Here is a 26,185-nt window from a genome sequence, read left to right as displayed (position 1 = left end):
GTGTCCTTTGGCGAATCTTTGCTTACTTTCTTTTCACAAAGAAAGTAAGTGCCTGCCCCGACATAAGAGGCAAACCCTGCGCCAGCAGAAGCCTTACCGTACAGCGCAAAGAAAAAATCCTTCTTAAATATGATGCACAGAAAACGGCAGTATCTAAACCCAGAGTTGGCTGCAGCTTAAAAGACAATACCCGAACTTGCAAAATTATAAATATTATATCATGACCCCAATGAAAAAAACAGTCCCCTTTCTCATATTGGCAGCGCAAACCAACTATGGAAAAAAGTTTTCAATTGAATACAATTCATGATTGACTTTTTCGCGGGTTCTGCATATAATACATATGAACAGTTATTCATATGTTCATATGATCAAAGGAGAAATTGATGATGGCTGACAAAATAGAAGAACTCGAACAGTGCGAAATCGCGGGGATTCACCCCGAATCGATTCAAAAGGCAAAGGAACAGATGCCCCGCGAGGACCATCTGTTTGATCTGGCGGATTTCTTCCGCATTTTTGCGGATTCCACAAGGGTAAAAATCGTATGCGCCCTGCTTTCGACCGAGCTTTGCGTCTGCGACATTGCGGAGCTGCTGGAAATTTCGCAGTCGGCAATTTCGCATCAGCTACGCGTGCTCAAGCAGGCCCGGCTGGTAAAATCCCGCCGAGCGGGCAAGGTGATCTACTATTCGCTGGATGACGAGCACATAGAGGGCATTTTGAGTCTAGGCCTGAGCCACATCAAAGAGAAATAATCACATAAATAGAAGGGTGGGAATGAATCGATGGCCGCCAAGGAATTTGTCGTGGAGAACCTGGGATGCGCCCACTGCGCGGCGGAAATTGAACACGAGGTCGGCAAGCTGGACGGTATTTCGAAAGCTTCGCTCGATTTTGTTTCAAAAACGCTGCGGGTAGAACTTTTAGATGAAAACCGTTTTCCCGAGCTTACCGGCAGGATGCAGGAAATTGCACAGAGCCATGAGCCGGATATCCGATTGACCGAACGCCGGGCCGCACAGGCAGGCGAACGGATTTTATACCTGAAAGGGTTGGACTGCGCAGACTGCGCGGCAAAAATCGAACGCGAAATTCAAAAGCTGGACGGAATCCGGGAAGCGCAGGTGAGCTTCGCCGCACAGCGCGTGATGCTGAAAGCCAGTGACCGGGAGAAACTGCCGGTACTGACCCGCGAGGCCGTGCGCATCATCGGCGAGATAGAACCGGACGTTACGGTCTCTTTCCGTGAGGAGGAAACCGGCGAGGATGAAGACGAGAGCAGGAAACGTATTTCCCGTATTCTGCTTGCGGTCGGCGTAGTGCTGTTTGCGGCGGCGATGGCGATCCCAATGGCGGAGCTCCCGTCGTTTCTTCTCTTTCTGGCCGCTTACCTTCTGATCGGCGGCGAGATTCTTCTCATTGCCCTGCGCAACATTCGGCGCGGCCAGATTTTTGATGAAAACTTCTTAATGTCAATTGCGACCATCGGCGCGTTCGCCATCGGGGAATTCCCGGAGGGCGTAGCCGTCATGCTGTTTTATCGTGTCGGGGAGCTGTTTCAGGATATGGCGGTCAACCGCTCGCGCAGCTCGATCAAGGCACTGATGGACATTCGCCCCGATTTCGCCAATCTGAAGCTGGGCGACGAGGTACGCCGCGTTTCGCCCGAAGAGGTAGGCATCGGCGACCTGATTCTGGTCAAGACCGGCGAAAAAATCCCGCTGGACGGCGTTGTGGTGCAGGGCATCTCATCCCTAGATACCTCCGCTCTAACGGGAGAATCCCTGCCGAGGGATGTACAGCCCGGCAGCGAGGTTCTCTCCGGCTCTATCAACCAGAGCGGTCTTTTGACCGTTCAGGTGCAGAAGGAGTTTGGAGACTCCACCGCCTCCCGGATTCTGGAGCTGGTACAGAATGCCAGCGGCAAAAAGGCCCCTACCGAAAACTTTATTACCAAGTTTGCCCGTTATTACACCCCGGCCGTCGTATTTGCCGCTGTGGCTTTGGCGGTGATTCCTCCGCTGGTGATCCCCGGTGCGGAGTTTCACTCCTGGATTTACCGTGCGCTGGCGTTTCTGGTGGTATCCTGCCCCTGCGCGCTCGTGATTTCGATCCCTCTGAGCTTCTTCGGCGGAATCGGCGCCGCGTCGCGCCAGGGAATCCTGATTAAGGGCAGCAACTATCTGGAAGCACTGAACGGTCTTGATACAGTCGTATTTGATAAAACCGGCACCTTGACCAAAGGCAGCTTTACCGTGACGGAAATCCTGCCCGAGAAAATGGAAAAAGCGGAGCTGCTGCGCTATGCCGCGCTGGCAGAAAGTGTTTCCACCCACCCTATCGCCCAATCGATCGTAAGGGCGTACGGCCAGCCCGTTGACGAAGGTCAGGCAATGGAGCACACCGAAATTGCCGGGCACGGCATCCGCGCCGTCATCGACGGAAAAACCGTCCTGGCGGGAAACAGCCGCCTGATGGAATCGGAAAACATTCGGTTTGAGCCCGTTTCCGCCCCAGGCTCCCTGGTCTACCTGGCGGTGGACGGCGAATACGCCGGCTGCCTGGTGATCTCTGACGAAATCAAGCCCGACAGCCGAAAGGCTGTGGAAGCGCTTCGGCAGGCAGGAGTACACACTGTCGCCATGCTGACCGGCGACAGCCGGGCTGTGGCCGAAAGCGTCGCCAAAACCATCGGTATCGACACCGTCTACTCCGAGCTTCTGCCCGACCAGAAAGTGGAACGCGTGGAGCTTTTAGACAATCAGAAATCCCCCGGCGGAAAGCTGGCCTTCGTCGGCGACGGCATTAACGATGCTCCCGTGCTGGCCCGCGCTGATATCGGCATCGCCATGGGCGGCATCGGCTCCGACGCCGCAATCGAAGCCGCAGACATCGTCCTGATGACCGACGAGCTGTCGAAGCTGCCCGCCGCGGTGAGAATCGCGAAAAAGACGCGCCGCATCGTCTGGCAGAACATCTGGTTCGCGCTGGGTATCAAGGCCGTTATCCTGATTCTGGCCGCCGCCGGAATCGCCACCATGTGGGCCGCCGTATTCGGCGACGTCGGCGTTGCGCTGATCGCCGTCCTGAACGCCATGCGTGCCCTGAAAACAAAATAAATCCGCGCCGTTTGCCGCGGATTCCGATTTCAATCAAATAGCAATCCTACTTCTGAAAAACTCAAATTGATTTTGATTCCTTTCCCCCATCTTCTTCGGGGAAAGGAATTTTTCATTATAAAAGCGATTGTTGATCTAAAGGAAGCCGGTGTCTTCGGCTTCCTTTTTTTCGAGCGGAACTTTCGCACAAACGTGACCAAAGGAAAAAAATCTTTATTTCCTGTAATAATTAGGATATAATAACCCCACGGCGCGAACGAAAGCAAAGCTTTCGACGCCTGAGGGAACATTGAATCATCGGCTCGATGAGGTTTGATCCCCGACAGCGCCTTGGGAATTCTCATTGAAACGGGTGATATAATAACTCCACGGCATAAGGTCCTCTGCCAATCGGGCAGGTTTTGATTGGCTTATGTCGAAATTAATGATATAATAGGAATGTTTTGGACTGAAAGACCGCAAAAGCAAACTGCCACTGAACGCCTGCCAGGCCGCCGCGGCGTCTGTTCGCCAGGGCCAAACCAAGCGGGAAAGGGGGATGGAAGGATGCAAAGCTCGTCTTCCAATTTTAGCAAAACCGATGACCCCAAAAAAGAAAAGCAAAAAAAGTGGTTTACCACCATCACGCTGATTCTTTCCATTGGCGTCATTCTTTATTTTCTGTTTACGACCGATGGTCTGGACACATTGATGCAGATTTCGAAGAACATCCGCCTGCGATGGCTGGAGATCGCTCTTCTCGCGATATTGGCCCGCTATGCGATTGAGGGCTACGTTCTGTATCTGCTGTCTCGTCATCTGGACCCCTCCTGGACTTTTCGTAAGTCCTTCACCGTCGGAATGGTCGGCTTTTTGTACAGCGCGCTGACACCCTTTTCTGCCGGCGAACCGATGGAGATTTACACAATGGACCGGATGGGCATGAGCGCCGGAGCCTCCAGCGCAGTCATCGCCCTGAAATCTCTCATCTACCAGATCGTTATGATGGTTTACAGCCTGTTTTTTATCGCGACGGAATTTTCGTATTTTCGGGCTGTACTGGACAATATTGCCCTTGTTATTATCCTGACGCTGGTCATCAACATGACGATTATCAGCGTAATACTGATCGTGATGTTCAACACCCGCCTGACGCAGAAGCTGCTGCGTTTTCTCATGATGGTTCTGCTGCGCATGAAGTGGTGCCGGCACCCAAAACGCCTGTATCGCAAAATCCGCAATCAGCTGTATGCGTTCCACGATGGCGCCGCTCTGATGGGCCGTTCCACTGCGCTGTATGTAAAATCCGGCCTGCTGACGCTGGTGCAGATCACCTGTGCGAGTATTATCCCCTATCTGATCCACCGCAGCTTCAACCTGCACGGCGCACCCTTTTACACCATGATGGCGGCGGATACCTTCGTTACCATGGCCGCGGCGTTCGTTCCTCTGCCGGGTTCCTCCGGCGGCGCGGAGGGCGGTTTTTACCTGTTCTTCCACGATATGTTCGGCTCTGCAATCTGGCCCGCGATTCTTCTGTGGCGTATTCTCGCATATTACAGCAGCATCGTGTTCGGCTACCTGACCACCTGGGTGGCCGCGAAAAAAAACTGGATGTAACGGCCTGAAAAAAACGAAGCCGTATCCCCTGTTTCTCTCCGTTTTGCGGGCAGGCAGGGGATTTTTTTACCCCCACACGCCCCGGCCCGCCGCCCTTTTTGAGGGAGTCTGGGAAAGAAAGGCTTTTCTCACTGTGGAATCTATGTTATACTAGTTAAGTAACCTAACCATTTTTCAGAGATTCCGGATCGGTCTTTTTTCACCACAGGTCTGCCGACCCCTTTTCTTTCGCCGGCGGCCGTTAAGACCCGGTCTAATATAGATGCGAAAGGAAGTAAGGAATGAGAGACACTTTAATTGACTCATTGAAGGAATCTACACAGTCTGTTTTGCCCATCTGCGCCATTGTTCTTGCCTTCTCATTTGTACTGCCCTTAACCACCGTGGCTCTGTTTCTGACCGGTGCGGTGCTTCTGGTCATCGGCCTGAGTATCTTTACCCTCGGCTCCGACATGGCGATGATCCCTATGGGCGAGGCGATCGGCTCAGAGCTGACGCGCTCCAAAAAGATTGGCTGGATCGCAGGAGGCGGACTTTTGATCGGCGTAGTCGTCACGATCGCAGAGCCTGATTTGCAGGTACTGACAAAGCAGGTTCCTGCCGTGCCCGATGATGTTTTGGTGGGAGCCGTCGCGCTTGGTGCGGGGTTCTTTCTGGTACTGGCGCTGCTGCGCATCGTGTTCCAGATCAACCTGGCGCACCTGTTTATCATCTCGTACGCGCTGGTTTTTCTGGTGGCGGGAATTTTCTCCCCCGATTTTCTGGCGGTGGCCTTTGATTCCGGCGGTGTGACCACCGGCCCCATCACCGTACCGTTCATACTGGCGCTCGGCATGGGTGTTTCCACCGTTCTTTCCGGAAAAAACAGTGAAGAAGACAGCTTCGGCCTGTGCGCGCTCTGTTCTATTGGCCCGATTCTGGCCGTGCTCATCATGGGCATTTTTTACGACGCCTCCTCTTCCGGCTTTGCGTTTGAATCGCCGGCGGAGCTGGACAGTCTTTCTCAGATTCCGATGCTGTACGCCGTACAGTTCGTCGCTTCGCTCACAGAGGTCGTTGAAGTGCTGCTGCCGATCATGACTATTTTTATTCTGCTGCAGATTCTTCGGCTGCGCCTCTCGCGCACCAGACTGATCAAAATATTCGTGGGTATTATCTACACCATACTGGGCCTGTCGGTCTTTCTCACCGGCGTCAACGTCGGCTTTATGCCCGTGGGCCGCTTTCTGGGCGGGCACATCGCCAAGTTTTCGCATAACTGGGTTTTGATTCCGCTTTCCGCCGTGCTGGGATTTTTCATTGTTGCGGCGGAGCCCGCAGTACACGTTCTGAACAAACAGGTTGAGGATATCACCAGCGGCGCGATTTCGCAGCGTGTCATGCAGATTGGGCTTTCCGTCGGCGTCAGCCTTGCGGTATGCCTTTCGATGATCCGGATTATGTATCAGATCGACATCTGGTATTTTCTGCTGCCAGGCTACGCCATCGCGCTGCTGCAGACGCGTTTTACCCCCAAGGTATTTACCGCGATCGCGTTCGATTCCGGCGGAGTGGCCGCCGGCACAATGGCCGCGGCGTTTCTGCTCCCGTTTGGCGTAGGAGTATGCGAGGCGCTGGGCGGCAATATTATGACCGACGCGTTCGGCATGATCGCGATGATCGCCACGCTGCCCCTGATCACGATTCAGGGAATCGGTATTCTGTTCCAGTACAAGAGCCGCCAGGCCGCCGCTCTGGAGCCGCAGGTTACCGATGCTTCGGATACCCTGATCATCGATATCGACATCGACGGCGGGGAAACGGAGCCTCAGCCAGATGAAGCGGCTGCCGATTCGAGTGAGGAAGCGATTCCCGATACACAGGAAAGCGCCCTCCCCGAACAGAACGAGGCTGCCGGCGAGCAGCCGGAACCAGAGGCCGAAAAAGAGCATGACCCCCTGCCGGAAGAAGATACCGTTTGACTGTTTAGGAGGTTCTCATGGAGCAAACATTTGAGCATAGTATGATACTGGTGATTGCAAACCAGGGGTTTTCCGCCGAAATCATGGAAGCCGCCAAAGAGACCGGGGCAACCGGCGGAACGGTGGTGCATGCCACCGGTTCGGGACTGGAAAATCTGGAAACCTTTTTTGGAATGACCCTAAAGCCTGAGAAAGAACTGATTCTGATTCTGACGCAGCAATCCCTGCGAAAGGGGATCATGCAGGCCGTGATGAAAACGCACGGCTCCGGAACAGACGCAGACGCGTTCGTGTTTTCCTTACCGGTGGATCAGGTCGTAGGGCTTACTTCTCAAAAAAATCATAAAGATCGTAACGTATAAGAATCCAAAAAGATGCTGCTGTCCTCAATAAGAGGACAGCAGCATCTTTTTTCTTTCATCCCAAAAATTTTACCGGGAAAGGGTCAGTTTATGGATTTTCCATCCCTTTTTTTCATGATACAATAATAAAGCATCTTGGAAAAACCGGGTAAAATTCGGCGAGAAAGGGATTACGCATGAAACAGAAAGTGAATTTGCAACTAAGACTCATCAACCACACACTAAACACCATTGTAAAAAATCAAATTTTGCTGTATCTCAAAATGGAGGAGCAGGACAAACAGCTGAAACAGCTCTCCGTCCTGGTGCGTCAAGCCGAAAGAAAACACTTGGGAGAGCCGAAGTAAGAGCAAATTCCCCGGCAGTTGATGCCTGCCGGGGAAACGCTATTTTATCATTCACTCATTCTCAAAGCCGTACCCAAAATCCGTTCTCTCCGCACCGGACGGACCTGTGCCCGAAGCCAAACGGAATTTATCCAGCTCGCGGTACAGCAGCTGGGCCTGCGAAGAAAGTTCTTCACTCGATGCGGAGCTTTCTTCCGCCGCCGCCGCGTTGGACTGTACCACGCTCGAAATCTGCTCCAGCCCCTGTGTAATGCGGGAGAGCTCCTGGGCCTGCTCCAGGCAGGCTTTTTCAATTTCACCGACTGCCGCAGAAATGGCGTTCGTTTTCTCTACACTGTCATCCACCATTTCAGAAACTGTCTGCGTCAGTCTGGCGCCTTCCGAAATGGCCGAAATCGCACTTGTGATCAGGCCGCCAGTTTCTTTTACCGCCTGCGCCGTTTTGGAGGCAAGCGAGCCGACCTCTGCCGCGACAACGGCAAAGCCCTTGCCGGCCGCACCGGCTCTGGCAGCTTCAATAGAAGCGTTCAGGGCCAGAATATTCGTCTGCTGGGCGATCGATTCGATCAGACTCGTGATTTCCCCGATTTTGGAAGAGGTCTCCTTCACCTGATCCATCGCCGTATTCAGCTTCTCCATCTGTTCTTTCGTGCGGTTCATATCCTCGGCAACAAGGTCTACCTGACCCGATACCTCCTGCGCGCCGGCAGCATTCTGGTTGGCGGCCGCTTCCACTTTTTCAACGGAATCCGCCAGCTGCTCCACCGAACTGGACTGCTCGGAAGCGCCCGACGCCAGCGACTGGGCGCTGGAAGAAACCTGATCCGCACCGGCGTTGACCTGCTCCGCCGAAAGGCTGATGGTCCGCAGCGTCTCGTTCAGCGAGCTGTAAATCAGCGCCACAGACTCCCCGATCGGCTGAAAGTCCCCTGAATATTCGTATCTGACCGTCGCACGCATATCCCCTTTGGAGATGTGCTCCAGATGCTGCGTCACGTCGCTGATCATGCCCGCCATGTTTTCAATGAGCGTTTTGCAGGCGCGTGTCAGCCGTCCGGTCTCATCCTGAAGCTCCACAAGCTCTGCGGGCGGCGTATGCACATCCCCCTGCGAAAGCAGCACCAGGCGCTCGGTGACCGATTCGATCGGCTTTGTCAATTTTGCGGACCAGCGCAGCATGAAGACCAGGTTCAACGCACCGACAATCACGCTGACAACGACCAGAATGATTCCGTCTCTGCGCTGCTCCTGCTGATTATGAGCCATGCTTGTCTCAATATCGTCAAAATAGTTTCCTGTGCTGATGTACCACCCATAGGGTTCAAACAGCTCTGTATACGCTCTCTTTTTAAATATGCCGTCCTGACCGGGCTTTGTAAAATAGAACTCCGTAAAGCCGCCGCCTTTGTCACCGGCCGCGATCACATTGCGGATGTAATAATTGCCCTGCTTATCCTGCACATCGTAGCGCATCTGACCTTCATATTCCTTATTCATATGTACCGCGCACAGGCCGTTCTTTTCATCCGCCCATAAATAGCCATCCCCGTTATTGTAGCGGGTGTCGCGCACGATCGTTTCCGCAATCTGGCGGGCCTGCTGTTCGGTGATCTCCCCCGACTTCTGCCGCTCTTCATTCGCCTGCAAAGCGCTGATGACGGTTTCCACCGCATTTTTTGCCTGATTGTCAAATGCGGCTTTCTGCTGATCGTTTACTGCGCCAAACGCGCCGTCTAAAAAGAAAAAGGAAAGCCCCGACAGTACTACGACAATTTCAAGCAGCAGAACACCGACAAAACGCACAATCCTGTGCTTGAGCTGCATCGTCCTTTTTTGTCCGAAAAATTGTTTTTTCAAATTGAATCGCCTCGCCTTTCTGTTATCCCTGTTTTTCCAAGCCAAGAAGCAGGAAGCGCTGCAAAATAATAGTAATAACAATAGACGTTATCGCTATTATTCCGCAGCGTCCCCGCTTTATTTTAGTCAAAAGCACTCTCTTTCCCCTATCTTCATGAAAAGCAGGTGACTGCGAGAAAAAGAGCTGCTTCGAAATCTGGAAAACGCAAGACCTCATTTATTTTATGCAATTAAATATTACTCTCCTTATCTATTATCGTTGCTTCACTTTGATATTTTAGATTCATCAGATAAAAAAATGATAAAATTTATTAAAAATTGTTTTTATTACTTTTGGGGAAACAATAATCTCTGAGAAAATCACTTGCCTTTGCAGCAGGCGGGGCAGGATAAAACTTGCGGAAAGAGGCGGCAAAGATGGAACTCAGTGTTTTTGAGGTCGTTGGCCCGATCATGATCGGCTCCTCCAGCTCGCATACTGCGGGTGCAGCCAAATTGGCCCGGATTGCGGGAATCATCGCGGGGGAACCGTATGACCGCGTATCGTTCGGGCTGCACGGTTCCTTCGCGAAAACATACCGCGGCCACGGAACCGACCGGGCGCTGGTATTCGGCGCGCTGGGATATTACGAAGACGACGAGCGTCTGCCGAACGCATTCGAAATGGCAAAGCAGGCCGGCCTTTCGTACAATTTTTACGAAACGGAGCTGGAGGGTGCGCATGAAAACACAGCCGTCCTCAGCTTTTTTCAGCAGGACCGCCTGATCTGCCGGGTGATCGGCTCCTCCATCGGCGGCGCGCAGATCATTATTACGCAGATCGACGACTTCCCCACATACTTCACCGCACAGTCGCCGGCACTGATTTTAAGCTATCAGGATCGCCCCGGGGCCATCAGCAAGCTGACCGGCGTTCTGGCGGAATACGGGATCAACATTGCGGTGATGAAGGTCAGCCGCCTGAAAAAGGGCGGCACCGCGCTCTGCACGATCGAAACCGACGAGGCCATTCCAGAGCAGGCCGCTGAACAGCTCAGGACCATCCCCAAGGTGTTTCAGGTGCGCGCCATCAATCTTTTCAGAGAGGAGGAATCACCGTGTACCGAACCGCAGAAGAGCTGCTGAGTCAGGCGCAGGAACGGTCTGTTCCTCTCTGGCAGATCGTTCTGGAAAACGAAATGGAACTGACCGAAAAAACAGAGCAGCAGGTTTTTGAGCGGCTGGAGAAAACCTATGGGGTCATGGAACGCTCGGCGACAAAAGCGCTTTCCTGCCCCCAGCACGCCATCGGCGGCCTGATTACCGGCGTCAGCCAGATTCAGAATCAATATTCCAATCTGTATTCTTCTCTGTGCGGCTCCTGGATGAACCACTCCATGGCGCTGGCTTTTTCGTGCAGCGAAGTCAACGCGGCCATGGGAAAAATCTGCGCGGCGCCCACGGCTGGCGCCTGCGGGATTCTGCCGGCGGTGCTCCTCTCTGTGCGGGACAAACGCGGCCTGACACTGCGGGAGGTTTTGTGCGGCCTGCTGACCGCCGCGGGGCTCGGCGCGATCATCACGCGCAACGCAACGGTGGCCGGAGCGGAGGGCGGGTGCCAGGCGGAGTGCGGTGTGGCCGCCGCAATGGCCTCGGCTGCCGCGGTAGAGCTTTGCCACGGCTCGCCGGAAGCCGCCCTGCACGCCGGGAGCTTCTGCCTGATGAACGCCATGGGTCTGGTCTGCGACCCGGTGGCCGGGCTGGTTCAGGTGCCCTGCGCGCAGCGCAACGCCTCCCAAACTGTGAACGCTCTGCTCAGCGCGGACTGGGCGCTCGCGGGTCAGCGCAGCGTCATCCCTCCGGATCAGGTGATCGCCGCCATGTACCACACCGGCAAAATGCTCCCCACCCAGCTGCGCGAAACCGCACAGGGCGGGCTGGCCGCCACCCCGGCTGCAAAGAGCATCTTTGAAAATATCTTTATCAAGCATGAGGAAACGAAAGCGTTCTAAAAAACGGTCTGCCGCCTGTATCAAAACAGGCGGCAGACTGCTTTTGTAAGAGAGAGAAATCGGTAGATCAAAAGGGTCCTGATAAAATCAAATCATCTGTCACGGCTCAAAAGAGCCGGAGCTTTTCTGTGGCTTTATTGCAAAGGGTGATCCTTGATCGGCCTTCCCCCGCTCACCACGGCATAATATGCGGCCCAACGAACGCCCAGATCACTGTGAAGACAACAACGGTTCCGACCGCGATCCAGCAGCCCTGAAGCATCTCCTTCAGGTTGTTGCAGCCCGCGATGCCCATCTGGCCGTTCATGTTGCTGCAGGGATAAGTGGAGCCGGTCAGCCGGGTCGCGCACAGAATGGAAATCGCGAACATGCTCATCGGCAATCCGGTCGCCTGCGCCGCACCGAGGAACATTCCGGCAATAATCTTGATTTCCGCGACCGCGGCCGCTTCGATTCCAAAGCCGCCCACCACAGAGGAAATCAGCATAACCGCCGTCGGGCTGTTCTGAGAGAAGCTGCCGAGCAGATTGCCCAGCGCCGTGAAGCCGCCGCCCGCTGTGACCATCTGCAGCAATACATCAATGGTGATAAAGATGATGAACATGCCAGCCTGGGACTGAACGCCCTTCACCGTTGCGCTGATGATGTGCTCCGCGTGCATCCTGGCGCACAGGGATACCACCGCGATCAGAATCATCATTACGATCAGCGCATAAGAGGTTCCCTGCTGAGTGAGGATACCGTACACCACCAGCACGATGAAGCTCACCAGGAACACGATGGTGCTGATGGTTTCCTGCCGGGTAATCACGATTTCGTCCAGATTCTTCATGTCGTCGGAAAGGGTGTAGCTCTCCTGCCCCTCGGTACGCTTCTGCGCACGCAGGGCGCCGATCCACGCTCCGCCAATAAAGATAATGGCAAAGGGAAGCGCGGCTCCCAGCATCAGCTGGCCGTATGTAAGACCGGTCACTTCCATGGTAATCAGCGTAACGCCTGTCAGCGGCCCTAAAATCAGGCCCATCTCCCCGGAAATTTTAAAGAGAATCGCAACCACCGTGGGTGTAATCCCCAGTGAAGCCATGACCGGGATCATGATCGGCGCGATTACCGCGTTGCCGCCGCCGAGCGTACCGAGCAGACCGCAGATGACAATGGAACAGATGATGAGCACCAGCTTCGCTTTTGTCTGCGTGTTCACACCGATCCGCTTGACGATCCAGTAAACCAGCGTATGCGTTACATGCGCCTCTGTCATCACCTGACCAAGGCCGGCGCCCGCCATGATGATGATACCGATCAGCGCCGTGCTGCTGGACATAGCGGTTTCAAAGGACTTTGACACCGCCTTCAGATCCAGCCCGTTGAGAAAAATACCCGCGGTAATGCCCAGAATAATAGCCCAGGTATTATTTTTCCCCCGCAAAGACAGTACGATGTAGATCAGCAGCGGAATCAGGGCAAGAAGTGGAAAGGAATTCACGATTGCCCAGCTTCCAAGTTCCATAAAAACTCCTCCTTACAGAATAAATATTGAGCGATTCTTCGCAGTCAAACACTAAAGCAATTTGCGTGCCAACGTCAAAAACCGCAGAAGAAGCGGAAAAAAAGCGGATTGCAATGCGATCCGCTTGCAAAATCATTTCAGTTGAAATAATTTATTTGAAATATATTATTTCATTGAAAGGCTTTTCTTCTCTAATTCGGTCGGATTCGACAGAAAAAATGCTGAATTGGCGTTGGCATCGGATTTGCTAGTATTCTAGACAGAGCTTTTGAAACGGTTCTTGATCATAGAGACACAGGAGGAAATGGAATGAAAGAAAAAGACATACTGCGCCTGAAGGCGTTATACGAAAAGCTGCAGAACTACATAGACCACCCCTGGATTTTGAGGCACCGGCCATTTCATGTTGTCGGCAATGTCTATTTTGTGGGGAACAATTATGTATCAAGCTTTTTGATCGACGGCGGAAAGGATGGCCTGCTGCTGATCGACTGCGCGTTTCAGGAAACCGCCTATTTGTTATTTGACAGCATCCGCGCGCTTGGCTTTGATCCGGCCAATATCCGCAGGCTGTTTTTATCGCACGGGCATGTAGATCACTGCGGGGCCGCCCGGCTGGTGCAGGAATACAGCGGCTGTGAGGTGTTTCTCGGTGAGCGCGACCACTTCTTTTTCACCGAACGCCCCGACCTGATTTTATTTGAAAAGCATGTTCCGCGCTTCCCCATTCATCATTTTTATGAATACGACAAGCCGATCGTTTGGGGCAACACATCGATCACTCCCGTGCTGACGCCCGGCCATACGCCCGGCACCACCTCTTTTCTGATCCACACCCCTTACCGCGGCGACTCTGTTACCTGCGCCATGCACGGCGGGATCGGAATCAACGGCCTTTCACGGGAAGAACTGACGGAAAACCGCCTGCCCCTTACCCTGCAGCAGGAATTCCTGAATTCGCTGGAGCGCATGAAAAAAGAGAAGGTAGAGGTTATTCTGGCCTCACACGCACATCAGTACAACATGCTGGAGCGCGCCGCCAGGGACGACGGAACCGGTGTGGCTTTTCTTGACGACGGAACCGGCTGGAGCACCATGATGGAAAAACACATAGAGCTTGTCAAAGAGCTGATGGAAGAATAGAAAAAACATGCTGAGAATGCCCCGAGTTTATCAGGATAGTTTTCGCTTTTGAGATTTGCCGTAGGATGAAAGGTCCTACGGCTTTTCTTTTTTCTGTTTTCAGCGAATACGCTACTCTCCTATTTCGCACAGGCCGGCAAAACCTGTGTTATTTCCCCTGTTGTGCCGCCGCTTTCTTCTTACGACCTCATGTTTCGTTGTGTATACGGATATGCAAATGATTGGTTTTCATCAAATATCATGCAGTATCATCTATTGCCATTTTCTGAAAATTCCAAATTAACAGCTTCGCCTTGACTTAATAGTAAAATAGTTATATATTCAATTTATTGAATATATAACTATGGAGATGATGATATGTCGCTCAGGCATGGATTGTTGGGGCTGCTGAATTACGGTTCTATGACGGGGTATGAGCTGGATAAGGCTTTTAAAGCTTCTCTTTCATTTTTCTGGCAGGCAAAGACCAGTCAGATTTACCGGGAACTGGATACGATGGAACGCTGCGGCTGGCTGACCAGCGAGCGCGTGATTCAGAGTGAAAAACCAAACAAGAGAGTATATACCATAACAAAGAGCGGAAAAGAGGAGCTTGCCAAGTGGCTGTCCTTACCGGAGGCTGATATTGCCGATGCAATGCGTGTCCGCAGCACGTTTCTGATGCGCGTATTTTTCGCCGGAGAAACAAGCATCGAACAATCACTGGAACTGCTTCGCACGTACCGCGAAAAATGCCTTGAAAGCAGTAAAGGGATGAGTGCGGCTCATGAGGCGATCTCTGAATACGGAGCGGTTGTCGGTGACGACAGAAAGGCGCTCTGCTGGAAATTGACACTGCTGTACGGAGAAGCATTTCACGCTGCCGGACTTGACTGGGCAGACAAAGCCATCTCCATATTAGAAGCGGAGGCAAAAGCATGAAAGTCCTGGTCTTAAACGGTTCCCCGAAAGGGGAGCACAGCAATACCATGCGCCTGACCCATGCATTTTTGAACGGGGCCGGGTGGACGGACGCAGAGATCATCGATGTGGATAAGGCTAATCTAAAAAATTGTTTGGGGTGCTTCGCCTGTTGGAATAAAACGCCGGGGAAGTGTGTGATTCATGACGGAATGGTGGATATTCTCGACAAGATGATCGCCGCGGATGTCATCGTATGGTCTTTTCCGTTGTACTATTTCAGCGTTCCCGGAGGGCTGAAAACCCTTATCGACCGGCGGCTTCCTCTGAGCCTGCCGTTTATGGCAGAAGGCGCTGAAAGCGGAGGGCACCCGCCCCGTTATGATTTCACACGGCAAAAGCACCTTGTGATTTCCACCTGCGGCTTTTGGACATCCAAAGGGAATTATGACGCCGTCATCTCTATATTTGACCACTTCTGCGGAAAGGGCAACTACACTTCCATTCTTTGCGGACAGGGAGAGCTGTTCCGTGTGCCGGAACTGAAAGGCTGCACGGACGCCTATTTAGAAACGGTGCGCCGCGCAGGAGCAGAATATGCCGCCGGTGGAATCTGTCCTGAAACACAGGCGGAGCTTGCAGAACCGCTCTATCCGCGCGATGTGTTTGAAAAAATGGCGAACGCTTCCTGGGGGATTCCCGAGGAGAAAGCTTCGGGTGCTTCGGACAGCCTTCCTTTCACAAAACAGATGGCGGCTTTCTATCGGCCGGACGGCGTGGAGCGCGTATTGGAGTTTTATTACACCGACATTGAACAGACCTATCAGATTTTGCTGACAAAGCAGGGGTCTGAAGTCATAACCGACGGATTCAGGCCATACACCACAAGGATTGAAACGCCGTACTCGCTCTGGCGCTCCATTTCCCGAGGCGAAATTTCCGGGCAGGACGCACTGTTTCAGCGGCTTTATAAAGTTCTGGGGGATTTCAGCCTGATGCTGAAATGGGACAATCTGTTCGGTACGGGGACTCCTCCCAAAAAATCCAACGCAATCCCCGCGCGCAAAACCAATATGCTGATTCTTCTCGTACCATGGATCGTCATTTGGACGGCAGTAGCGATCAATTGCACCATCGGCAGCGCGATAAGCATTGCCGTGGCGGCGCTTGTGCCGCTGTTATGGATTGTGTTTCGCCCTGTTGTGTATGAGCAGATCAGCGTTCCGATCGTGGCGGGGCTTTCGCTTGCCGTTTTGCTGGGCGCAGATGTGAGGCTTGTCGTTTCCGGCAGCTATTTATTATTCGGGCTGCTGTGGATTGCCGGCGCATTTCCCAAAATACCGCTGACCGCCCATTACAGCGCGGCGAATTATGGAGGGGAAAAAGCTTTTTCTAATCCGCTTTTCATCAGCACAAACCGCATATTGACCTTTGCGTGGGGTGGGTTGTATCTTGTTACGCCGATTTGGACTTATATGCTGATGGGTACCGGCTTTTCGCCTTACATCGGTCTGATCAATTCCATCCTGCCCGCACTGATGGGCGCTTTTACCGCATGGTTCCAAAAATGGTACCCGGCACGATGGGCGAAAGGGTAAAAAGATAAAGAATATCCTTTCCTTATAGGCGCATTAGTACAATATGCCAGAGCGCGCCGCCAGAGACAACAAAACCTGCGCGGCTTTCTTGGACGATGGAACCGGCTGGAGCACCATGATGGAAAAACACATAGAGCTTGTGAAAGAATTGATGGAAGAATAAAAGAAACCGGGCTGCTCGCCGCAGCCCGGCTTCTTTTATTCCTGTTCCGGCTCGATATCCTTTAGCCTGCGCCACAGCGTGGTGGTGCTGATGCCCAGCTCCGCCGCTGTTTTTCGCTTATTTCCAAAGTTCCTTCTCAGCACCGCCAACAGATGCTCCCGCTCTGTCTCCTGAGTCTGCGGCGCAAGAATATCATCTTGTAAATCCAGCGCATTGCTCACCAGCACTTCGTCAATTACCGTCTCGTTCGAGATCGCGCAGATCCGCTCCGCAAAGTTGTCGAGCTCGCGCACGTTGCCCGGCCACTCCTGCGTTTCCAGCAGGCGGCGAGCCTCCGGCGTAAATTCCGCCGAATTAAGCCCGTTCTGCCGCAGCAGAATCCGCAGAATCGGCAGGATATCCGCCCGGCGGTCACGCAGGGGCGGCAGAGAGAGCGTCAGCACACACAGGCGGTAGTACAAATCCTTACGGAAGCGCCCTTTCTCCACCTCCTGCTTTAAATCCCGGTTGGTCGCGGCGATGATGCGCACATCCACCGAAATAACCCGGTCGTCGCCCACGCGGGTCACCTCCTTTTCCTGAAGGACGCGCAGCAGGCGGGACTGTACCTTCAGCGAAATTTCACCGATCTCGTCCATAAAGAGAGTGCCTTTGTGGGCCAGTTCAAAATAACCCGCGCGGCCATCGGCCCGCGCACCGGTAAAAGCGCCCTTGACATAGCCGAACAGCTCGCTTTCCAGCAGACTTTCGGGGATTGCCGCGCAGTTGATCGCCACAAAGGGATCGTTTCTGCGCGCGCTGCTGTTATGAATGCTCTGGGCAAACAGTTCCTTGCCGGTGCCCGTTTCCCCAAAGATCAGCACCGTACTGTTTGTTTTCGCGTACAGCTCCGCTTTCTTCTTGGTCTGCGCCATAGCGGCGCTGTCGCCGCCAATATCGTCGAAGCTGTGCTTGGCGTAATACCCGCTTTGAATCAGGTTTTTCTGGATTCGTTTCTCCATGTCGCGGATGTGATCTGTTTCATGCAGGATCAGAACCGCGCCCACGGGTACTTCGTCCACCTGAATGAATTCGGAATTCAGCATCAGGTTCCCGCCGGGACAGGAGACGACATGGTTTGTGATCTTCCGGCCCTCGCGCAGCAGCTGCAGCGTCTTTTCATCCGGCAGCACCTTCTCCAGCGGCGGGTATTTCTCCCCGATATTCTGCAGCTTTAACAGCTGTCTTGCCACCGGGTTGCACTGAATGATCTGCTGATCCTGCCCAACGGCCAGCACTCCCTCCGAAACGCCGTTCAGAACCGCCTGCACCATTTTATACCGATGCTCCTGCTCCTGGTAAATCCGCAGGTGATACTGGGCCTTTTCCACCGCATCGATATACGCCTCCCGGTCGATATCCACATGCACAAACGGAACCCCCAGGCGCTTGGCGGCACGGGCCACACCGCCGCCGCCCACAACAACCTGAATCCCCTGGCGAAGCACCTTTTTCACTTCGCTCTCAATATATTCCTCGCAGTCGCTGGCTGTGGTCTTTCCAAACTCCACGATCGTCAGGTTTTCCCGCAGCTTTGAGCGGTACTTATCGAAATTCTTGCGGTTTTTATACCACCCCAAAAGCGCCACCTTGTCCGACATTTCATACGCCTTTTCAATGGGCTCGAGAAAATCCAGAAAATCGTACTGCAAATCGACGATCGGGAGTGTGTGAACCTGCTTGATCAAATCCGGCACGCCGCCGCGGGCGATCATGACCCGCACGCCTTCCTGAATCTGCTTGCGCACATTTTCATGGATCTGATCAATTTTGGTGTAAATTACCTTTACCGGATACCCGCACTGTGCAAAAATCCGCTTTGCGTGCTCTATATGCTCCTCATACATGGTGATGTAACAGATTTCCGAAATCATTGCCGCTCCCCCTTTTGCAGTTGCCGCGTAAAACCTGAACGCTTTGCTTTCACTGATACCGTAAAATAATTATAGCACAAACCATGCCAACGCAAATATGGAAAGCATTCCCTGCCGGTTCTTTGACTGCATCACCCGGGCTGTTTTTCCGGCATTCTTGTCTTTTACATAAAACCCGGACTGGTCAGGCATAATAATGCAAATATTCTGGATAAAAAATACAGAAAAATTGGCAGCAGGTAGCATATGAAAAATGATTACCCTCAGTCCGTTGATTTCAAAATCAACCTGATTCAGGAGCAATTAGGCCATGGGAAGGATCTTTCGATTCAAAGGATGCGGCTGCACGAGGGCCTGAGCGGTGTTCTGATCGGCATTGTATTTTTAAGCAGCCTTGTGGACAAAGCCAAAGTCAGGGAAATGAGCCTTGAAATCAACCGGCTTTCCAACTCGGTGAAAAGCATCGGAAACAAAGATGAAATTTACTTTAAAATGCTGCAAAACACCCCGTTGTGCGGCTCAAAAGTCTCGACCGGCTCCGATAATGAGGAGATGCTCCAGCAAATACTGGAGGGAAACACGGTAATCCTGTTTGACGAGATAGAGTTCTTTCTTGCCTACACCACCTACGGACCGGAAGGGAGAGCCATTCAGGAACCCACCTCCCAAACGGTAATCCGAGGCCCCAAAGAAGGCTTTACAGAAAAAATCGAGAACAACATCTCTCAAATCCGAAGAAGAATCAAAGATAAGTCTTTGCGGGTAGAGCCCTTAAAGCTTGGCACGATTACAAAAACCGATGTGGCGCTGCTCTATATGGAGGGAATCGCGCTCGAAAGCAACATCAAGGAGGTTCGAAAGAGACTTTCAGAAATTCAGATAGACGGGATTTTGGAAGGCCAAAACATTGAAGAGCTGATTCGGGACGATACGTATTCGCTGTTCCCAACCATTTATAATACGGAACGGCCCGACAATGTGTCTGCCGCACTGCTAGAAGGAAAAATCGCGATCATAGTGGACGGCACCCCCTATGTGCTTACCGTCCCCACTACTTTTATCGAGTTCTTCATCTCCAGCGAGGACTATTACCACAGTATTTACGATTCCGCCCTGTTCCGCCTTGTTCGCCTGCTCTCGTTTTTTTTAACGGTTTTTGTGCCGGGCATTTATATTGCCCTGACGACGTTTGATCAGGAGCTGATCCCCACGCCTTTGCTGCTGAACATTGCGGCCCAGCGCGAAGGGGTACCCCTGCCCACCTTTTGGGAGGGGATTTTAATGGAGGTCACCTTTGAAATCCTGCGGGAAGCGGGAACCCGAATGCCGCGGGCAATCGGCCCCGCCATCTCCATTGTGGGCGCCCTGGTGCTGGGGCAGGCCGCCGTTCAGGCCGGATTTGTTTCTGCCGCGATGGTTATTGTGGTATCCATCACCGCAATCGCAAGCTTTTGTATCCCCAACACTGCCATGGCGGACGCGCTGCGTATGACGCGGTTTATCGTTATGATCCTGGCCGCCTATATGGGGCTGTACGGAATATTTATCTGCATGTTCGGCCTGGTTCTTCACCTTTGCAAGCTCAAATCGATCGGGGTGCCGTACATGACTCCCGTTGCGCCCGTCATCTCCAAGAAAAATACAGATCACATTTTCCGCGTGCCGCTGTGGGCGCGAAAGAAATATCCCAGTTTGTTCAGCAAAACGAAAAAACTGAGAAACCATATGGACGGCCCCACGCAAAAAAGGCAGACACAAACCCCCGAAAGGAAATGACATGCTGTGAAAAAAAGATTGCTCGCTTGTTTTTTCATTCTCAATCTGTTGTTTTTAACAGGCTGCTGGGATCGAAACGAATTGAATCAGCTGGCCTTTTCCACTGCTCTGGGATTTGACAGAAACAGCGAGGGTGATATTGTGATCACCGCGCAGATTTTGAACCCGCGGGCGATCGCCGCACAGAAAAACACCAACGAATCCTCAGTGGTGGTGGTTGCAAAGCAGGGCCACAGCATACTCGAAACCATCAGCAGCATGAGCACCGAATTATCCCGAGAGGTGGTCGGCACTCATATGCAGACGATCGTATTCGGGGAAAATTTTGCGAAAGAAGGAATCGCAGAAGCGACCGACTTCCTGCTGCGCTACTACCAGACCAGTTCAGAACTGTATTTTACCGTTGCCAAGGAAACCACGGCGAACGAAATTCTGAACAATCTGACCAAGCTGGAAAATGACCCTTCGGCAAAAATCAATTCCTCTATTGTAATCTCTCAGGATATCTGGGCGGAAACAAACGAAATCAAATTGACGGAGCTGGCAAACTGCCTGGCCAGCGACGGATTGAGCGCCGTCATGACAGGGATTGAAATGCAGGCCGAAAAGCCCGATGACTCGTTGGAAAAATTAAAGCTAACGCAGAATGATCCGCTGAAATTAAGCGGCAACGCCATTTTAAAAGAAGACAAGCTGGTTGGGTGGCTCAATGAAGAAGAAAGCCAGGGATATAATTATATTTTCGGGAATGCAAGCACCTCGGCTTTTGATCTGCAGGAGGATGGGGTCGGCAAAGTTTCTTTCAATATGAAGCATATTACCTCCAAGCAGGAAATCTCCTGTGAGGGGGGCACCCCCAAAGTGACAGTGCTGCTTGAGATGCAGGCCACCATCCAAAACATGGATCACAGCCTGGACATCTCAAAACAGGAAACGCTGAATCAGCTGCAGGTGCTGGCGGAAAAAAAGCTGAAAGGAATCTGCATGACTGCTGTGACAAAAGCAAAGGCGGTGAAAAGCGACATTTTTGGATTCGGCGCTGCCATTCACCGAACAGATCCGCAGCAGTGGAACACCATGAAAAAGGACTGGAACGATACCGGCTTTGTCAATCTGCCCGTCGAAATCGAAGCGGACGTAACAATCATCGGAACAGATTCTATCAGCCAGATCATCAATGCAAAAAAGGAGTAGCCTATGAGCACCATCGCCATCGCCTTAATTGTGGCTTTCGTCGTGATATTATCCATCATCGAGGTTCCTAAGATGCTGAAGCGGTGTTTGTACAAAGAGCTGGTCCTATACTCGGTATTTTTACTGATCGGCGCCGTCACAGGAATTCTGGTAACCCTTGATGTTAAGATACCCAATCCCTCCGATTCCCTTGCGCTTCTTCTAAGCCCCCTTGTGACGGTGGTAAAATTCATTTTAGGTTGAGAGGACACATGAATAAAGAAAAGATCAGCAATCATCAATTATATTCTCTGACAGCCTGTGCCACCTGCGGCTCTTCCCTCCTCGTTGTCGCTTCGCCTGTCACAGAATTATGTGGGCGTGACGGATGGATCGCCTCTATTGTGTCAAGCCTGTTCGGGGTCGTCTTTATTCTGCTCTACTATGCTTTGGGCCAGCTGTTCCCAAATAAGAATTTGATTCAGATCATTCGCACGGTTTTCGGCAAATGGCTGGGCGGAATCATCTCTATTTATTTTATTATTTTCTGCATTCACAGCGGGATACAGATCACCGCTTATATCGGCCAGTTCATCACGACGGAATACCTCATTACTTCGCCCGTTTACTCCATCAATCTGCTGATTCTTATCATTATGGCAGGCGCTCTGCTCTATGGCCTTGAAACCACCGTGCGTTCTTCCGAGATATTATTGAAGGTCGTTATTTTCATCATGGCTTTCCTGTTTCTGGCGAACATCTCAAATATTAAAGTCCATTATATTCAGCCGGTGCTTGAAAACGGCTTTTATCCGATTTTCAAAGGCAGCCTCTATATCACCAGCTACCGCATCTGGCCGCTGATCTTTTTAAACATGATCTACCCGATTCATACGGACAATTCTTCTTCCGCCCTAAAGGCAATGCTCAAAGGATATTTTCTGGGGTCACTGATCATGTTTCTGGTAATGCTGATGTCCATTCTGGTATTGGGCACACACGTGACCTCCGTTTTCGTATATCCCACCTACTTCCTCGCAAAGCAGATCAGCTTTGGCTTTTTGTCCCGCGTAGAGGGGCTGATCGTCGGCGCATGGCTCATCACCTTATTTTTCAAGGGATTTTGTTATTTTTACGCGGGAATTCAGAGCATCTCTACCTTCATGCGTTTGAAAGATTGCCGGAAAATCGTGTACCCTATCCTGTTTGTGGTTCTGATCTATTCCAACATTGTATACCCGAGCAGCGCTTATCTGGCCTTTTGGGACAAATATGTCTGGATTTCGTATTCCTTTACCGCAGGGTTTCTTCTGCCCGCCTTCATTGTAATCGTCTATTTCATCCAAAAAGCGCTTCAGAAAACGAGTCGGCCAGAGCTTGCGCAGGATTCAGCCTGACTCTCCCATTTAAAAATTTGTTTAAACAACAGGCCGGCCATTCAAATTTTCTATCCGCTCTGAAAAATGGAACAAAAAGCAGCGTACAGCCGGGCACCGGTTTGTGCGCTGCTTTTGTAAAGAAATGGGCCCGGGCTTGTCAATCCGGAACAGGCAGGTTACAATAAGGGACAGAGAAAGCAAGGTGATACCATGTACCGGATTCTGATCGTGGAAGACAATTCAGGAATTGCAGCCGCGATGAAAAAGCATATTGAAGCATGGGGACTGGAAGCGATGTGCGCCGAGGATTTTCAGAATGTGCTCACGACGTTTTCCGAATATAACCCGCATCTGGTTCTGCTGGACATTTCGCTGCCCTTTTTCAACGGGTATCACTGGTGCAGTGAAATCCGCAAGGTATCGAAGGTCCCCATTGTTTTTATCTCCTCGGCCTCTGAAAACATGAACATCGTCATGGCGATGAATATGGGCGGTGATGATTTTATCGCAAAGCCCTTCGACCTGACTGTTTTCATGGCTAAAATACAGGCGATCCTGCGAAGAACCTACGACTTTTCGGGGCAGGTTTCCGTTCTGGAGCACAGGGGCGCCCTGCTGAACACCGCAGACGCCACGCTGACCTACCAGGGGGAACGCATCGACCTGACGAAAAACGATTACCGCATCTTACAGGCGCTCCTAGAGCGCAAAGGCCAGGTGGTCAGCCGCGAAAAGCTGATGGAACGGCTGTGGGAAACCGACAGCTTTGTGGATGAAAACACACTGACCGTAAACATGACGCGTCTGCGCAAAAAGCTCGACGCCGCGGGCCTGACGCATTTTATCACCACCAAGGTCGGGATGGGCTATCTGGTGGAATAGACCACCGGAAAGGGGCAGACTATGAGAGTATGGAGCCGCTATTTCAGGGCGTACACAAAACAGATCGTCGTCTATTTTCTGTTCTGCGCCATTTTTCTGCTCACCTTTGCTTTATACGATCTTCCGTTGGCGGCGGTGCTGTACCCCGCGGCCATCTGTACCGTTTTGGGACTGGCGATCCTGATTCTGGATTTCATTTCCTTTGCCGCGCGGCATAAGGAGCTGCTGGCCTTATATTCGGAGGTCACCGTTACCGTAAAGCGCCTTCCGCATGCAAAAAGCCTGCTGGAAGAGGATTATCAGCAGATCATTCTTTCTCTGTTTCAGGAAAAGGTGGATTTGGAAAACCGGATGGAGAGCCGCTATACGGATTTGATCGAATACTATACCGTTTGGGCGCACCAGATCAAAACCCCGATCGCCTCGATGCACCTGAGTCTGCAGGAGGATGATTCCCCCTTCAGCCGCGAGCTGACGGAGGAGCTGCAGAGCATCGAGCAGTATGTGGATATGGTACTTTGCTACCTGCGGCTGGATTCCTCTTCGACGGACTATTTGATCCGAAGCTGCGATCTGGACGCCATCCTCCGGCAGGCTGTGCGCAAGTTTGCTTCGCAGTTCATCCGCCGCAAGATCAAACTGGTTTACGAGCCGACCGGTTTTTCCGTTTTAACGGATGAAAAATGGCTGCTGTTCGTTCTGGAGCAGCTGCTTTCCAACGCGATCAAATACACCAAAGGCGGGGGCACGGTTTCCATCACCATGAACGAGCCGGGCATCCTTTGCATCAGTGATACCGGTATTGGCATCGCACCGGAGGACCTGCCGCGTATTTTTGAAAAAGGCTATACCGGCTACAACGGGCGCGGCGACAAAAAGGCGAGCGGGATCGGCCTGTACCTCTGCCGCCGGATCTGCGGCAACCTGCGGCACCGCATTACGGCCCGCTCCGCGCTGGGGAACGGAACCGTGATCTGCCTGGATTTGAACCGCACAGAGCTGGAACGGGAATAGCGCTTTTGGCAGCGCCTTTCAAAACTGTAAGAAAATCGAGGGGAAATGTAAGCCGATTCGATGGCGGCTCATTTCTCCTTTTTGCTACAATAAGCCCATAACAAGGAGGAATGCCAAATGTCTATTCTCGAAGTCAACAACCTGAAAAAGGTATATACCACCCGCTTTGGCGGGAATCAGGTAGAAGCGCTGAAAAATGTTTCGTTCAGCGTGGAAAAGGGCGAATATGTAGCGATCATGGGAGAATCCGGCTCCGGTAAAACGACGCTTTTAAATATTCTGGCCGCTCTCGATAAGCCCACAGGCGGCTCTGTGCTGCTAGACGCGCGCGATTTTTCCAAGATCAGGGAATCGGAAATCGCCTCTTTTCGCAGAGACAATCTGGGCTTTGTCTTTCAGGATTTCAACCTGCTCGACACGTTCTCTCTGATGGACAATATTTATCTTCCGCTGGTGCTGGCTGGCGTACCGCACCAGGAAATGGAACGGCGCCTGAAGCCGATCGCAGAGCAGCTCGGGATTTCGGAGCTGCTCCCCAAATACCCCTATGAGGTATCGGGCGGACAAAAGCAGCGCGCCGCCGTGGCCCGGGCACTGATTACGAACCCCAGGCTGATTCTGGCCGATGAACCGACCGGCGCGCTGGATTCCAAATCCACAGACGAGCTGCTGCAGCTGTTCGCGCAGATCAACCTCAGCGGGCAGACCATTTTGATGGTAACCCATTCGGTAAAAGCCGCCTGCCACGCGGGCCGCGTTCTGTTCATCAAAGACGGGGAAGTCTTTCACCAGATTTACCGCGGCGGCAGCACCAAAGAAGCCATGTACCAGAAAATTTCTGATACGCTTACCGTTCTTGCGACAGGCGGTGACCGGAAATGAAACACGGCTTTTACGCCCGCCTGGCCTGGACGGGAATCCAGAAGAACCGCAAAACGTATCTGCCGTACCTTCTCACCTGTGTGGGAATGGTGATGATGTATTACCTTGTCAGCTTCCTTTCCAAAAACGCGAATGTCGCTCTCATCCGGGGCGGTGATACCCTGCAGGCAATTCTGGGATTAGGAAGCGGGGTCATCGCTATTTTTGCCGTCATTTTTCTGTTTTACACCAACTCGTTCCTGATCCGCCGAAGGAAAACCGAATTTGGCCTTTATAACATTCTGGGGATGGGAAAATGGAATCTGACCCGCATCCTGCTTTGGGAAAGCGCCGCGATCTGCGCCATTTCTCTTCTTGGCGGGCTATTTTTCGGCATTCTGTTTTCCAAGCTGGCAGAGCTGCTGCTGGTAAACCTGTTGGGCGGAAAAGCCAACTTTACCTTTACCGTAGAGCCGGGCGCCATCTTATCCGCAGTGCTGCTGTTCCTCGGCATTTTCGTTCTGATTTTTCTCAATACCTTCCGCCAGATTCACGTTTCAAAGCCCATTGAGCTGCTGCACAGCGAAACGGTGGGCGAACGCCCGCCGAAAGCGAACTGGATTGTGGCGGTTTTGGG

The 26,185-nt window shown here is 52.3% G+C and carries 22 protein-coding genes; 19 read left to right on the top strand and 3 right to left on the bottom strand.

Features of this window, described 5'->3' with window-relative positions; genetic code table 11:
* Positions 1–389: 389 nt before the first annotated feature.
* From TY09_RS13460 to TY09_RS18645, 6 genes are all read left to right on the top strand, one after another.
* Positions 390–758 (top strand): ArsR/SmtB family transcription factor, encoded by a 369-nt coding sequence (locus tag TY09_RS13460; RefSeq protein ID WP_042435373.1) that lies wholly within the window; start codon positions 390–392, stop codon positions 756–758.
* Between the two features lie 30 nt (positions 759–788).
* The gene (locus TY09_RS13455; protein ID WP_042435371.1) at positions 789–3,122 is read left to right on the top strand and encodes a heavy metal translocating P-type ATPase; all 2,334 of its coding nucleotides are present in this window, start codon (positions 789–791) and stop codon (positions 3,120–3,122) included.
* A 546-nt stretch (positions 3,123–3,668) separates the two neighbouring features.
* Complete coding sequence (locus tag TY09_RS13450) at positions 3,669–4,721, top strand: lysylphosphatidylglycerol synthase transmembrane domain-containing protein (protein WP_042435369.1); 1,053 nt, start codon at positions 3,669–3,671, stop codon at positions 4,719–4,721.
* 281 nt (positions 4,722–5,002) lie between these two features.
* Positions 5,003–6,682, top strand: coding sequence for a DUF1538 domain-containing protein (locus TY09_RS13445; protein ID WP_042435367.1), 1,680 nt, complete (start codon positions 5,003–5,005; stop codon positions 6,680–6,682).
* Between the two features lie 17 nt (positions 6,683–6,699).
* Positions 6,700–7,044, top strand: a complete 345-nt coding sequence (locus tag TY09_RS13440) for a P-II family nitrogen regulator (RefSeq protein WP_042435364.1) — start codon at positions 6,700–6,702, stop codon at positions 7,042–7,044.
* Between the two features lie 176 nt (positions 7,045–7,220).
* Positions 7,221–7,391: a hypothetical protein gene (locus TY09_RS18645; protein WP_009061005.1), complete on the top strand. Its 171-nt coding sequence runs from the start codon at positions 7,221–7,223 to the stop codon at positions 7,389–7,391.
* 51 nt (positions 7,392–7,442) lie between these two features.
* Here TY09_RS18645 and TY09_RS13435 read toward each other — a convergent pair whose 3' ends face one another.
* Entirely contained in the window at positions 7,443–9,248 is a 1,806-nt protein-coding gene (locus TY09_RS13435; RefSeq protein ID WP_042435362.1) for a methyl-accepting chemotaxis protein, read from the bottom strand.
* A 417-nt stretch (positions 9,249–9,665) separates the two neighbouring features.
* Between TY09_RS13435 and sdaAB the strand changes: the two genes are divergently transcribed.
* Both sdaAB and sdaAA read left to right on the top strand, forming a co-directional pair.
* On the top strand, positions 9,666–10,373 hold the full coding sequence (gene sdaAB / locus TY09_RS13425) for an L-serine ammonia-lyase, iron-sulfur-dependent subunit beta (protein ID WP_009061064.1): 708 nt from the start codon (positions 9,666–9,668) through the stop codon (positions 10,371–10,373).
* Positions 10,346–11,239 (top strand): L-serine ammonia-lyase, iron-sulfur-dependent, subunit alpha, encoded by an 894-nt coding sequence (gene sdaAA, locus TY09_RS13420; protein WP_042435358.1) that lies wholly within the window; start codon positions 10,346–10,348, stop codon positions 11,237–11,239. The genes sdaAB and sdaAA overlap by 28 nt, the downstream gene beginning before the upstream one ends.
* 172 nt (positions 11,240–11,411) lie before the next feature.
* On the opposite strand, the gene TY09_RS13415 is transcribed toward sdaAA, so the two are convergent.
* Positions 11,412–12,746, bottom strand: coding sequence for a TRAP transporter large permease subunit (locus TY09_RS13415; RefSeq protein WP_042435356.1), 1,335 nt, complete (start codon positions 12,744–12,746; stop codon positions 11,412–11,414).
* A 309-nt stretch (positions 12,747–13,055) separates the two neighbouring features.
* On the opposite strand from TY09_RS13415, the gene TY09_RS13410 reads away from it, so the two are divergent.
* The 3 genes from TY09_RS13410 (at position 13,056) to TY09_RS13400 (ending at position 16,387) form a co-directional block, all read left to right on the top strand.
* Entirely contained in the window at positions 13,056–13,889 is an 834-nt protein-coding gene (locus tag TY09_RS13410) for an MBL fold metallo-hydrolase (RefSeq protein ID WP_042435354.1), read from the top strand.
* Between the two features lie 357 nt (positions 13,890–14,246).
* Positions 14,247–14,810, top strand: coding sequence for a PadR family transcriptional regulator (locus TY09_RS13405; RefSeq protein ID WP_042435352.1), 564 nt, complete (start codon positions 14,247–14,249; stop codon positions 14,808–14,810).
* The gene (locus TY09_RS13400) at positions 14,807–16,387 is read left to right on the top strand and encodes an NAD(P)H-dependent oxidoreductase (RefSeq protein WP_042435350.1); all 1,581 of its coding nucleotides are present in this window, start codon (positions 14,807–14,809) and stop codon (positions 16,385–16,387) included. Before TY09_RS13405 ends, TY09_RS13400 begins: the two co-directional genes overlap by 4 nt.
* Positions 16,388–16,585: 198 nt before the next feature.
* On the opposite strand, the gene TY09_RS13395 is transcribed toward TY09_RS13400, so the two are convergent.
* Complete coding sequence (locus tag TY09_RS13395) at positions 16,586–18,463, bottom strand: sigma 54-interacting transcriptional regulator (protein WP_042435348.1); 1,878 nt, start codon at positions 18,461–18,463, stop codon at positions 16,586–16,588.
* A 246-nt stretch (positions 18,464–18,709) separates the two neighbouring features.
* Here TY09_RS13395 and TY09_RS13390 point away from each other — a divergent pair, with 246 nt between their 5' ends.
* The 8 genes from TY09_RS13390 to TY09_RS13355 all read left to right on the top strand — a co-directional run.
* Complete coding sequence (locus tag TY09_RS13390) at positions 18,710–20,239, top strand: spore germination protein (protein ID WP_042435346.1); 1,530 nt, start codon at positions 18,710–18,712, stop codon at positions 20,237–20,239.
* Positions 20,240–20,245: 6 nt separating this feature from the next.
* Positions 20,246–21,433 (top strand): Ger(x)C family spore germination protein, encoded by a 1,188-nt coding sequence (locus TY09_RS13385; protein ID WP_042435345.1) that lies wholly within the window; start codon positions 20,246–20,248, stop codon positions 21,431–21,433.
* Between the two features lie 3 nt (positions 21,434–21,436).
* The gene (locus TY09_RS13380; protein WP_042435344.1) at positions 21,437–21,676 is read left to right on the top strand and encodes a hypothetical protein; all 240 of its coding nucleotides are present in this window, start codon (positions 21,437–21,439) and stop codon (positions 21,674–21,676) included.
* Between the two features lie 8 nt (positions 21,677–21,684).
* Positions 21,685–22,809, top strand: coding sequence for a GerAB/ArcD/ProY family transporter (locus TY09_RS13375; protein ID WP_042435342.1), 1,125 nt, complete (start codon positions 21,685–21,687; stop codon positions 22,807–22,809).
* Positions 22,810–23,001: 192 nt separating this feature from the next.
* Positions 23,002–23,673, top strand: coding sequence for a response regulator transcription factor (locus TY09_RS13370; RefSeq protein WP_042435340.1), 672 nt, complete (start codon positions 23,002–23,004; stop codon positions 23,671–23,673).
* A gap of 21 nt (positions 23,674–23,694) precedes the next feature.
* A complete protein-coding gene (locus TY09_RS13365; RefSeq protein ID WP_009061021.1) occupies positions 23,695–24,687 on the top strand; it encodes a sensor histidine kinase in 993 nt (330 codons plus the stop codon).
* Between the two features lie 117 nt (positions 24,688–24,804).
* Positions 24,805–25,569, top strand: coding sequence for an ABC transporter ATP-binding protein (locus TY09_RS13360; protein WP_042435338.1), 765 nt, complete (start codon positions 24,805–24,807; stop codon positions 25,567–25,569).
* A partial coding sequence (locus tag TY09_RS13355; protein ID WP_042435336.1) for an FtsX-like permease family protein occupies positions 25,566–26,185 on the top strand: 620 nt, incomplete at its 3' end. The genes TY09_RS13360 and TY09_RS13355, both read left to right, overlap by 4 nt.

This window comes from Faecalispora jeddahensis (assembly GCF_000577335.1).
In the GTDB taxonomy this organism is placed as follows: domain Bacteria; phylum Bacillota; class Clostridia; order Oscillospirales; family Acutalibacteraceae; genus Faecalispora; species Faecalispora jeddahensis.
Note: the sequence above shows the minus strand (reverse complement) of the source record. Positions and strands in the feature narration are given on the sequence as shown.